We start from the raw sequence: 11,044 nt of genomic DNA, 5'->3' as shown, positions 1-11,044 counted from the left end.
ACCGCGGCGAACGCCTTGCGGATCGTGTCGATGTCCAGCGTCCTGGCGTGATCGGCGCCGACGCCGAAGAACGCCTCGACCGCGGCCAGCGCCACGGCCGCGTTGTGCGCCTGGTGCGCGCCGTGCAGCGGAAGGAAGATTCTGTCGTACTCGCCGCCGAGTCCGCGCAGGGTCAGCTGCTGTCCGCCGACCGCGACCTCGCGCGAGACGACGCCGAACTCCATGCCCTCGTGGGCGACCGTTGCATCGGTCTCGACGGCCTTCTTCAGTATCACCTGCGCGGCGTCCACCGGCTGCTGCGCCAGGATGACCGTCGCGCCCTGCTTGATGACGCCGGACTTCTCCGCCGCGATCTCGGCGGGAGTGGAACCGAGCCGGTCGGTGTGGTCGAGATCGATCGAGGTGATGACGGCGACCGAGGCGTCGATGACGTTCGTCGCGTCCCAGCTGCCGCCCATGCCGACCTCGACGACGGCGACGTCCACGGGTGCGTGGGCGAAGGCGGTGTACGCCATGCCGGTGAGCACCTCGAAGAACGAGAGCCGGTACTCCTGCGAGGTGTCGACCATTTCGATGTATGGCTTGATGTCGGCGTACGTCGCGATGAAGCGCTCGGCGTCGATCGGGGCGCCGTCCAGGCTAATGCGCTCGGTGATCGACTGCACATGCGGCGAGGTGTAGCGGCCGGTGCGCAGGTCGAAGGCGGTGAACAGGGCCTCGACCATGCGGGCCGTGGACGTCTTGCCGTTCGTCCCCGTGATGTGGATCGAGGGGTACGCGCGCTGCGGCTCGCCGAGCACGTCCATCAGCGCGACGATCCTGGCGACCGAAGGCTCCAACTTGGTCTCGCCCCAGCGGCCGGCGAGCTCCTGCTCCACCGCGCGCAGCGCCTTGTCCACCTCCGGATCCGCGGGCCGGGCGGGCATGGTGTCATTCTGGGGCGTCCCGGCCGTCGCACGCGGGGTACGGCTGCCGGCCTCGATCACCACCAGATCGGGGTCACGGTCGGTCTCGGCGTCGACGATCTCGTCGAAAGGGTCGGGCTGCTCACTCACAGAGCCAGACTACGGAGCTGGGGAGGACCGACGGGCCCCGAGGACTCCCGGTGCCCTGCAGATCGACTGGCTCTGCACATTTGTGCTTCGGGTGGGCGTCGCCGTCCTGTTTGGGGCGTCAACGGCGAGGTCCACCGCCGGTTTGCGATCTGGTCGCGGATGGGAGGGCGTCTGCACTAGTCAGTTCTGAGCACCTCGCCGACGTGAACCTGCTGGACTTGTCCCGAGTGATGCTTGACTTCGCCGATGTCAGGGCAAAACAGGGGGAGGCGAACTTGCTGGTCCGCGTTCCGTGGTTCGGGCGAAGCCAGGCTCCTAAAATGCATGTCCTGTCCGATGCGGCCGGACTGCCCCTCGTCGTTGGTGACTCTGCCGACAAATACCAACGACCTCCACGGGCTGAAGCCCATGATCGCCGCTCTCCAATCGACACGCGACCCCTATCGCCGCCGGTACTGGCTGCCCGGCAAGCTTCGTGCAGACTGGCCTACGACCAGGCGGGATTGCGTAGATGGCTCTGCCGACAGCGAATCACACCTCGCATCGCTCGCACAGGCATCAAGTCCAGCCAGCGGTCAGGACGCCGACGATGGGCGCACACTGAGTCCCCGGGACGAGCGTCAACTCCGCAACTATCTGGGGGCAAGCAGCGTCTAGCAGCGCTATCCGGGATGTGTGCGTGCAGTCAGTGGGCGTACCTCAGGGGAGGACGCGGTCCTCACGGCCGCAGATGGGCGCTTTCAAACCTCTCGTAGTTCGAAGTGGGCAACCGCAGTCGATAGTTGACGGCGGGGCTGACGGCTGCTGGGTAGCGGGCTTTTGGTGACGCAAGGAGTTGGACCGTTGGTTGTTGGCAAGCGAGCTTCCACCCACGGATGAGTTCCCTGTCGGGCCATACTTGCTTCCCTCTAGTGCAGTCAAATAGCAGCATTTCGAACATTGCGCACGCACGCACTTTGACCCTGCCGGAAAAGCCGCGGACGCTTGCGCGGGGATGCGTATGCATCGGGCGCTCGTGTCGCTGGAGCTGAGCTGCATGCATCCCTTGGGCTGGTGGCCCGGGCGATGTTCCGATGACGAACCGGCTACTTGGGGGTAGCGTCTTGTAACAACAAATTTCCGTGTCCGTTTGGCGGTAAGCGCTGGACGGCGTCGGGCCTGTTCGTTGCCGCTGTGGCGCTCCTCCGGACGGCTACGCCGGGTCGACGCTGACTGTCGCGGTTGACCGAGTTACGGGGATGTTTCACACTGCCTGTGCATCTGCCGGGCTGCGGTGGCGCATCTCTGTGAGCCGCACTATCTGACTGTCGATCGCGGGGAAGAGCTGTAGATGCACGGTTACTTCACCACTGAGCATGACGAAGAGCTCAGGGAGCAGGTCCGCGCCTTCGCGGAAGCGCACGTACGCCCCCGGGTACCCGAGATGGAGACTGCCCGATCCGTTCAGCATGACCTGAGCAGGCTGATCGCTCGTCAGGGGTGGATCGGGGTAACCATCGATGCACGATACGGCGGGCTCGGACTGGGGCACGTGGCCAAGACCATCGTCATCGAGGAGCTGGCCAGGGTCAGCGGCGCGATGGGAGCGATGGCTCAGGCCTCTCAGCTGCGAGTGGCCAAGCTGATCCACTTCGGCAGCCCAGAGCAGAAGAAGACTTGGCTGCCGGCCATCGCTGGAGGAGATGTGCTTCCAACGATCGCTGTCACCGAGTTGAGCTCCGGAGGGCACGTCCTGGGTATGGAAGCCTCCGCCCGACGCGAGGGCGATTCCTATGTCATCAACGGCCGTAAGGTCCATGTCGGCAACAGTCACGTTGGCGACTTGCACGGAATCGTCGTCCGTACCGGACCCGGGTCCGGTGGCCTGTCGGCGTTCTTGGTAGAGGCTGATCGTCCAGGCTGTTCACTCGGCGATCTGCGGCCAACTATGGGGCTGCATGGCTTTGGCTTCGGCGAACTGCACTTCGAAGACTGCCGCGTACCCGCTGCGAACCTGCTCGGCAGGGAGGGCGACGGCCTGAAGGCCGCGTACTCCTCCAGTACCCTGTATGGCCGCCCGAACCTGGCCGCCGTGGCGCTGGGCATCCACCGCGCGGTCGTGGAGGAGACAGCGGCCTTCGTCTCCGAGCGCCACCGCTACGGCAAGGCCTTGAGCGCCCTGCCAACGGTCAAGCGCAAGCTTGGGCAGATGCAGTCGCGCCTGATGACCGCCCGGCTTACCCTGTACCACGCTGCCGACCTTTTGGACCGGGGGCTGCCCTGCGATGCGGAGCTGATGAATGCCAAGCTCATCAACGCCGAGTATGCCTTGGATTCGGCGCGCACGGCCATGGAGGTGCATGCTGCGTGCGCGCTGTTCACCGATCGACCGGTCGAGCGCTACCTGCGAGACGCTCACCACATCTATGCACCGGCTGGTACGTCTGACATACAACTGCTGCGCCTGGCAGAGGTCGCGCTGGGGACGTCCAGGGGACAGTGGTCCGAACTGTTCGCAACCCCGGTTGTGGCCAGCCAGACGTAGTTAACTACCTGACTATGCGCCAGCGCGGCAGTAGATGTGCTTCATCAACTCGTCGCGGCGCTCCTTGATGAAGTTCAGCGCCGCCCGACCTGACTCGAGCGGGCGCGGTTCGGGGCCCAACGCGCATATGGTGCCGAGCGTCGTACCGGTGAGGTCGTCGATCAGCGGCGCTCCGATGTACGTGCGGATCCCCAGGTGGTCGACAACGGGGTTTGAGGAAAACCGGGGCGAGGCGCAGACGTCCGGCAAAATTAGCGCCTTGCGCCGTTCGAGGACTTCCGGGCAGTAGCCGTGATGGCGGTCCATCTCCCGGCCCACCTGCGGCACCTGGGCGGCCGCGCGGGACCGGTGTCGGCGTGCCATCCATCCGAGGTGTGCAGGCCGGTGAAGTACTGCTGATCGGTGATGAGGTTGACCATGGCGTAGGGGACAGCTGCGTCCTTGGCAAGTTGGGCGGCGAATGCATCGAACTCCGGCTCGGGACGGTTTCCCAGCCCGAGTTCTCGCAACCGCGCCAGGCGTTGCGGGAGTTCCCTATCGCGGGACGGCAGGTGGAGCCCTGCGTCGATGTCGAACGTCACGGTGGGATGCCAATCTGAAGGGGATCTGCTGAAGGCGGCTACAGCGAACGGCGCGACCGTCTGAGCGCGTGCCGAACCAGTTGGATCAGCACACCTCGTGCTGAGAGAGTGTCGCGGGCGTTGCAGAGCATGACGGGAACGTCCGGTTTGAGCGCGAGAGCGTCCCGCACCTCATGAGGCTCGTAGTGAAAGCCGCCGTCGAACTCGTTGACCGCCACCACGAAAGGGAGTTGGCAGCGTTCGAAGTATTCGACCGCGGCGAAACTGTCCAGCAGGCGCCTGGTGTCGACGATGACGACTGCGCCGACTGCGCCCTCGGTGAGGTCGCTCCACATGAACCAGAGGCGGTCCTGGCCGGGGGCGCCGAACAGGAGCAGCACCAGAGACCGGTCATGCAGAGTAATCCGGCCGAAGTCCAGAGCCACCGTGGTGGTGCATTTGCGCTCCACTCCGACCAGGCCGTCTGCTGCGGAGCTTGCTTCGGTGATGCGTTCCTCTGTACTGAGCGGGGGGATCTCGCTCACGGCACCCACCAGAGTTGTTTTGCCCGCTCCGAATCCTCCTGCGATCACCAGTTTCAGTTTCAGAGGGATCAGGGGCTGGTCAGAGTTTCTGTAGACCATCGAGCAGTTGCTCCAGAATGCGTGGGTCTGTGGGATCAGCGATTCTGGTCGACAGGGGGATGGTTAGAAGGCCAGTGTCGATCAGGTCGGACAGCAGGATCTTGGTCACTTGCACTGGCTGCCTGAGTGTCGCTGCGACCTCCGCGACGGACCGTGGCTCTCGCCGGCACAGGTCGAGTACCAGATCGGTCTCTGGGCTGACCCGCTCGCGAGGGGCTGGTCTGCGGACCTTGACGAGGGAGGCGAGGTCCATCACGTGATTCGGACGGGTACGCCCGCCTGTCAAAGCATAGGGGCGTAGCGCTAGTTCGTTGTCGTCGACCCAAGGTGCGCTGGTGAAGGCTGTCATCACACGATCGTTCCGGGTGAAGGTGCGAACAGTCGTGGCTGTGTTGCCAGATGGTCGGAGACGCTCTTCACCAGCTGTCCGATCTCGTATCCCACGACGCCTGCATCGCATGCCGGTGAAGCCAGCAGACCAAGAATTGTCCCGGTTCCTGCCGATGACACGAACAACACAGCAAGATCGTGTTCGACCACCACCTGGCGCACTTTGCCGCTCTTGCGGTGCTCGTGACTCTCGCGCGCCTCGCAGACGTCCCCGACACCGCGGCCCAAAGAGCACAGGCTGGTGGCGATGGCACTCAGCCTGTCCGCCTGGTCTGCATCTAGGCCGTGTGCGACCTTTGTGATCCCGTCGCTAGAGGTCAGGACGACGCTGAAGGTATGGGGCACTCGCGCGATGAAATCGGTCAGCAGCCATTCCAAGCTGCTCGGGGAATGGCCCGCGGGCGATTCGTTCGTCATGTCTTGGCCGTTCTCCTTTGGTCAGGCTGATCAGGACGTGGCGCCGGAGCCCTCGTCCTTGCCGGCGCGGCTGAGGCCCTGGAAGAAGCGGGCCGCCAGACGTGGATTTGCGGCGGCGTCCTGCTCGTCGCGGTCGTCACCGTTGTGCTGGAGCTGGGACGCCAGATAGGAGGCGTCGCTGCGACGCGGTAGCGGCGGCCGCACGGACTCTTCCGCGGACGGCTCCCGCATGGGCTCTGCCCTCGCATGCGAGGGCGGCGCAGGAAAGGGGCCGGCATCGTCGCCCGTTCGCTCAGGATCCCGCGCTCGCTTCTCGTCGGGATCGCCGGCCTGCGTTGTCGTAGCCATCGGGGCAAGAGGGGTAGTCAGGTGACGTGCAGACTCTGCGTCCGGTCGCGGAGTAGCGTACGCCGACGTAAGCGACGGCTGCTGCGGGCTGGACTCGTGCTGCCTGGCAGGGCCACCGCTGTCCGCTGGGCTGAGAAGGCCACGCGGGAGAACGACGACGGCCTGATTTCCGCCGTACAGATTTGTCTGCACCTTGACCGTGATCTGCTGCCGTCCGGCGAGTTGTGCCACTACGTACAGTCCTATTCGGCCGTCACTGAGCTGCGCGGTGACGCCGAATTGCTCCGGGTTGGCGAGCAGTCGATTCAGCTGAGCCCGCTGAGCCGTCGACACGAGGAGGCCCCGGTCGTCGATTTCGACGGCCAGGCCGGCAGGTACCATCTCGGCCCGTATGTGCACGATGGTGTCGGGCGGCGAGAACTTGGTGCCATTCTCGATGAGTTCGGCCAGCAGGTGAACGATGTCCGCCGCCACGTGCCCATGAATAGCACCGCTTGGAGCTTGGAGCACCCTGACCCGTCGATAGCTTTCGATCTCGGCGATGGCAGAGCGCAACAGGGACTGCACCGGCACAGGCCTGTTGATGCGGCGCGGTACGGCGCCTCCCAACACGGCCAGCGACTCGACTGCGCGGCGGAACCGCGTGACGATGTGGTCCACCGGAAGAGCCCGTCCATGAGCACGGGATCCTCCATTTCACGCTGCAGAGTGTCGAGTTCACCGAGGGCTCGTATCACCAGTGTCTGCAGCCGTCGGGCGATGTTGACGAACACTTCGACCTGTTGACGGTCGGGGGTCTGGGCGATGGCCCTGAATGCATCGTGCTGGTATTGGAGGAGGGTGTGCTCGAGAGCCCTGAAGGGTGTGTCGAGGGGCGGTCCTTCAGCAGATATCGGGGAGGGCGGCGCTGGGCGCTCGCCCCGCGCCGCTCGCTCCGCTTGCAGTTGAAGTTCCTTGCGTCCGTCAGCCATTACGGTCCGCAGGTCGGCAAGCCGTCGGGCTACCTTCCGGTCGGCTGCGGCGCCGTTCGCCGCGATCGTCTTGGCGATGGCGATAGCTTGACGCACTGCCACGATCATGGTTCCAGCGCACCCTCCGATGGCGAGGGCGCCGACAACCCAGGCGAGAGGCGTGAATGGCCCTTCGATCCACGTGTGGGCCGCGCCTGCCGATATCAACAACATGACAGCGGTCGCGGGCCATAGGACGAGCTGCAGGAGCCGCATGCGCATCCCGCGAGTGGGGGTCAGATCCTGGGCTGAGAGCTTACGGTGCCGACGGGCATGGCGGCTGCCCTGCCGTGGGGAAGGGGAGACGTCAAACATTAGAATCCTCGATATGGCTGACTGCGGCCAAGGGTGGGGGTGTTGGGTTCCGGCAGGAGGCTGGAGGCCGCCATTTGGGCCGTTCACCGGGTGCGCTCTGGTGCGGGTTCGGTGGGGCGGTCCTAAGCACAGGAACGGCCTGCCCGTTAGTGTGGTCCTCTGCCGCAGGCACTGTCGGCGACAGGCGCGGCTCTGACAAAAGCAGCCAGCCTTCAGAACCAGCGCCGCACTTAACGGGGAATGCCGGTTCCGGCAAATCCACCGCGTCCAGGTGGACTTGGCCACCATCACGGTCGGCAAGTGGGGATGCTCTAAATCGCGTACACCCTCGTCCGCAGCTGAGCCGAAATCTGCGTCGAAAGCCGTGTGCAGCTCCTGCCCTTGCATTTCCACGAGAAGGCGCCACAGCGTCGCGGGGTGCATTCCCTAGGCTCCCTGTGCCGGCGGTACAGCGGGCAGGCTCACCGGCATTGTGCCCGAAGCCGTCACCCGGCCTATCACGGTCATGCCGCTCCGTACGGGGGTGCTGGCGAACTCGGTGAGAATATCGCGATCAACTCCACACAGCGCGAGTGCCGCCGCCGTCACCGGCATTCGGGCGCGGTCGCCACCGTCAGCGATCCTCACCCCGACTGCGCGGCCATCCGGCAGGGCTGCCACTTGGACACCTTCGAATCCGTCCTTTACAAGTAGCCCGGGAACAGCTCTCATCAGCCGTGCGACATCCCGCCAACTTCCTGAAGCCATCTCCGGATGTTCGCGGATCGCGTCAGCGACGCATGACTCATTCGTACCGGAAGCAGCAGAGATGACTTGGGACAGGGCTCGGGTGAGACCGCGCAGAGAGACGGAGTAGAGCGGTGCTCCGCACCCGTCGACGGTCACGCGGGCAACGCTTTCGGCCGTCAGATCTTCCACCGCCTCGGCGATCGACCGCTGTAGCGGATGCTGGCAGTCGAGGTAGTTGTCGAGCGGCCAGCCGTTGGCCTTCGCCGTCACCAGCATGGCCGCATGGCTGCCGGAGCAGTGGTGCGCGAGCCGCGACGGACCAAGCCCACGACGGCGCCACTGCTCGCGCACCGCGGGATCGCAAGGCCAATCGGGTGGATTCTGCAAATCGGCTACGGACAGCCCGCTGATGGTCAGCATGCGCCGGACACCGTTGAGATGGCGGTTCTCGGCCGAGTGGCTGGCAGTGGCCAGTGCCAGCAACTCGCCGTCCAGTGACAGGCCGAGGCGCATCATGCCCACAAGCTGGATCGGTTTGAGTGCGGAGGGCGGGTAGAACGCCGTCGCAATGTCTCCTGCCTGAAACCGCACACTACCGTCGGCAGACAAGATCACAACTGAGCCGTAGTGGACGCCCTCAATGCTGCCTTCGCGCACCACATTGGCGAGGGGGACGTGGCGGAGATCATGATTCACTGCTGCCGTCCCCCTCTAGAACGACGGAGGTGCGAGCCGTAATCCGGATCTGACGCAGAAGGGGCTGACCCGCCGCATGATTGAATTGACGGCATTCGGCTTGACCTGTCCTCAGCGGGAGCGGCAGCGCTACGTGATGATTCCGGCGTCCTGCACTCGTTCCCCCGTCTGAAAGGTCTACTGGGTGGCTGATGTTGACTGGCAGTCACTATTTCTCTCCCTACCCCACACACATCCCCCTGGGGTGGCTCATTTCACTCACGTTTCTGCCGTGTGTCAAAAGTTCGGCTGTTCCCGTCGGTAAAAGCAAAACACGGTCCAGTTGTAAACGGAACTAAGGAAGTTGAGAGTGTCGAACGTATGTCCCTTTTGGGGGTTAGTTGACAAGTTGGAGCGCGTAGACCTGGCGCGATATCGGGCGTGCCTCGTGGTGTCGAACGGGCATGCGGTGCCGCTTTGCGATCACCCCGGGTCTCCGGGGGTGCGGGGGTGCAGGCCTGCGCGAGTTTGACGTGCATGCGAACGCCCGTCTACGAGTACTCCGTTGACTAATTCGTCCCCCTCAAAGTGGCGGTCGGGCATCATTCAGGCCCGGGTATGGCCTAAGCGGGTGCGAATGCAGCCCCAACAGACCGTTTTGAGTTGCCGACCAGCAACGGGCCACTGGCGAATGGGGCACGAACGGTCATAGCTCAGGCGGTAAAGGCGCTGGTCGCAGCGTTTCCTTGCTTGTACAAACAGCACATGGGCCGAACTGGCCGGACCTCTGCCACCAGACCGCCAGGACCAGCACGAGCAGAGAAGTGTGTAGTGGACACCGAGGAGCGACGACAGGAACTTGCGACTGCCAGTCGCGCCGGTCGCCTGTCTGGGGATCGCCTCGACCGCGTTGATCTGCTTCATCTCCAGCTGGAACGAGCTGCTCTTCGCCCGGGTGCTCACCGGCGTGGTGGCCCAGACGGCACCCGTGTATCTGATCGGAGTCGTCACCAGCCAGGGCCTGTTCCTCGCCCAGCTGTGCGCCGCGTCCGTCGTTGTGTCCCTGCCGGAGCTCGCTGCCGGTTACGCCGCCAGGACAAGCTCGTCCAGGGCCTCTCTCTTGGAGCTGTTAAATGAGGGCAGCGATCGTCGAAGCCCCCTGCAAGGTCTCCGTCACGACCGTGCCCGACCCGACCCCGGGGCCCCGCGAGGTCGTCGTCTCCGTCGCTTCGTGCGGTCTGTGCGGCACCGATCTGCACATTCTGCAGGGCGATATCGGCCGCAAGATCGTGGGGGAGCTGTGAGCAGGGGCCGCGTGCTGGTACTTGGTGAGGCACTGATCGACCTTGTCCCCATCCGACAGGGGGATCCGACTGCCCTGCGCGCGCAGCTGGGCGGAGCGCCAGCCAACGTCGCAGTTGGTTTGGCACGCCTCGGCATGCAGGTTGCATTCGCCGGAACCCTGGGCGGCGACGCGTTCGCTGACATCATTGAACGCCAATTCACCAGCGCGGGAGTCGACCTTTCCCTGTGTGGACGCTCCGATTTGCCCACCACCCTCGGCGTGGCCCATCCAGGACCTCAGGGCGCTGCCTACCACTTTCACACTCAGCGCACGGCGACGTTCGATCTGCCGGACCGGACGTCAGAGATGCCCCGGTTCCACGCCGTGTACGTCGGCGGGCTCGCGGCAGTCGTCGAACCGGCGGCGTTCGCTGTCGCGGCGATGGCACGAGCGGCGGCCCACTGGCGCTTGCTGGTTGTCGACTCCTATGTGTGCGAGGACCGCACCCTTGAGCCGGTCCACAGCCTCAATCGGCTGCGTGAGCTCTGCGAGGCTGCCGATGTCGTCAAGGCTCGCTACGAGGACCTGGCCCGGCTATGGCCTTACCGGGAGCCAGAGGCAAGCTGCCTTAAGCTCGCCCGGGGCGGCAGACTCGTGGTCATGACCCGTGGTGCGCGGGGCAGCATCGCTTACTCGCATGGACGCGATCCGATTTCCGTACCTGCCGCAACGGTAGCGGTCAACACCATCGGTGCCGGTGACGCCTTCATGGCGGGAGTACTGTCATGGCTCTCTGCCGACTCGTGGCGACTCGACCTGCCTGCCGGCCGGACAGCGGCCATGCTCGCCTACGCTTCCCGTGTCGCTGCATTCGTCTGCGCTCAATCCGGCGTCGAGCCCTCGGCACTCCCAGACTATGACCGTCCCGGCTGATCTCTGGCGTCGCCAGTGCGATGCCGCTGTGCTGCAGTCCGCGGGCGGCTACGGCTGCCGAGGGCTAGTGTCCTGAGTCGGGAATTCGGTTCAGATATCCGGCGAGGCGTTCAAGGATCTCGTCTGCGGTCTTCGTCCAGACGAAGGGTTTCGGGTCCT

Annotated in this window: 9 protein-coding genes and 1 pseudogene; 3 read left to right on the top strand and 7 right to left on the bottom strand. The window is 64.8% G+C overall.

Annotated elements, in window-relative coordinates; genetic code table 11:
- A partial coding sequence (locus tag ACH4YL_RS40335; protein ID WP_398512519.1) for a bifunctional folylpolyglutamate synthase/dihydrofolate synthase occupies positions 1 to 1,055 on the bottom strand: 1,055 nt, incomplete at its 3' end.
- A gap of 1,330 nt (positions 1,056 to 2,385) precedes the next feature.
- Here ACH4YL_RS40335 and ACH4YL_RS40330 point away from each other — a divergent pair.
- Complete coding sequence (locus ACH4YL_RS40330) at positions 2,386 to 3,579, top strand: acyl-CoA dehydrogenase family protein (protein ID WP_398512518.1); 1,194 nt, start codon at positions 2,386 to 2,388, stop codon at positions 3,577 to 3,579.
- A gap of 12 nt (positions 3,580 to 3,591) precedes the next feature.
- On the opposite strand, the gene ACH4YL_RS40325 is transcribed toward ACH4YL_RS40330, so the two are convergent.
- The 6 genes from ACH4YL_RS40325 to ACH4YL_RS40300 all read right to left on the bottom strand — a co-directional run bounded on the left by ACH4YL_RS40325 (position 3,592) and on the right by ACH4YL_RS40300 (position 8,688).
- On the bottom strand, positions 3,592 to 3,942 hold the full coding sequence (locus tag ACH4YL_RS40325; protein WP_398512517.1) for a GAF domain-containing protein: 351 nt from the start codon (positions 3,940 to 3,942) through the stop codon (positions 3,592 to 3,594).
- A 256-nt stretch (positions 3,943 to 4,198) separates the two neighbouring features.
- Entirely contained in the window at positions 4,199 to 4,783 is a 585-nt protein-coding gene (locus tag ACH4YL_RS40320; RefSeq protein WP_398512516.1) for a GTP-binding protein, read from the bottom strand.
- Positions 4,764 to 5,132: a DUF742 domain-containing protein gene (locus tag ACH4YL_RS40315; protein WP_398512515.1), complete on the bottom strand. Its 369-nt coding sequence runs from the start codon at positions 5,130 to 5,132 to the stop codon at positions 4,764 to 4,766. The genes ACH4YL_RS40320 and ACH4YL_RS40315 overlap by 20 nt, the downstream gene beginning before the upstream one ends.
- Positions 5,132 to 5,590: a roadblock/LC7 domain-containing protein gene (locus ACH4YL_RS40310; protein WP_398512514.1), complete on the bottom strand. Its 459-nt coding sequence runs from the start codon at positions 5,588 to 5,590 to the stop codon at positions 5,132 to 5,134. Before ACH4YL_RS40310 ends, ACH4YL_RS40315 begins: the two co-directional genes overlap by 1 nt.
- A 30-nt stretch (positions 5,591 to 5,620) precedes the next feature.
- Positions 5,621 to 6,598 (bottom strand): hypothetical protein, encoded by a 978-nt coding sequence (locus ACH4YL_RS40305; RefSeq protein ID WP_398512513.1) that lies wholly within the window; start codon positions 6,596 to 6,598, stop codon positions 5,621 to 5,623.
- Positions 6,599 to 7,689: 1,091 nt separating this feature from the next.
- Positions 7,690 to 8,688, bottom strand: coding sequence for an asparaginase (locus ACH4YL_RS40300; RefSeq protein WP_398512512.1), 999 nt, complete (start codon positions 8,686 to 8,688; stop codon positions 7,690 to 7,692).
- 1,112 nt (positions 8,689 to 9,800) lie between these two features.
- On the opposite strand from ACH4YL_RS40300, the pseudogene ACH4YL_RS40295 reads away from it, so the two are divergent.
- Positions 9,801 to 9,941 (top strand): annotated as a pseudogene (locus tag ACH4YL_RS40295) (alcohol dehydrogenase); the annotation flags it as partial.
- Between the two features lie 41 nt (positions 9,942 to 9,982).
- Positions 9,983 to 10,885 carry a PfkB family carbohydrate kinase gene (locus ACH4YL_RS40290; protein WP_398512511.1) on the top strand — a complete coding sequence of 301 codons (903 nt, stop codon included), beginning with the start codon at positions 9,983 to 9,985 and terminating at the stop codon, positions 10,883 to 10,885.
- The last annotated feature ends 159 nt before the right edge of the window (positions 10,886 to 11,044 follow it).

Source organism: Streptomyces sp. NPDC020681 (assembly GCF_044334895.1).
Taxonomy (GTDB): Bacteria; Actinomycetota; Actinomycetes; order Streptomycetales; family Streptomycetaceae; genus Streptomyces.
Note: the sequence above shows the minus strand (reverse complement) of the source record. Positions and strands in the feature narration are given on the sequence as shown.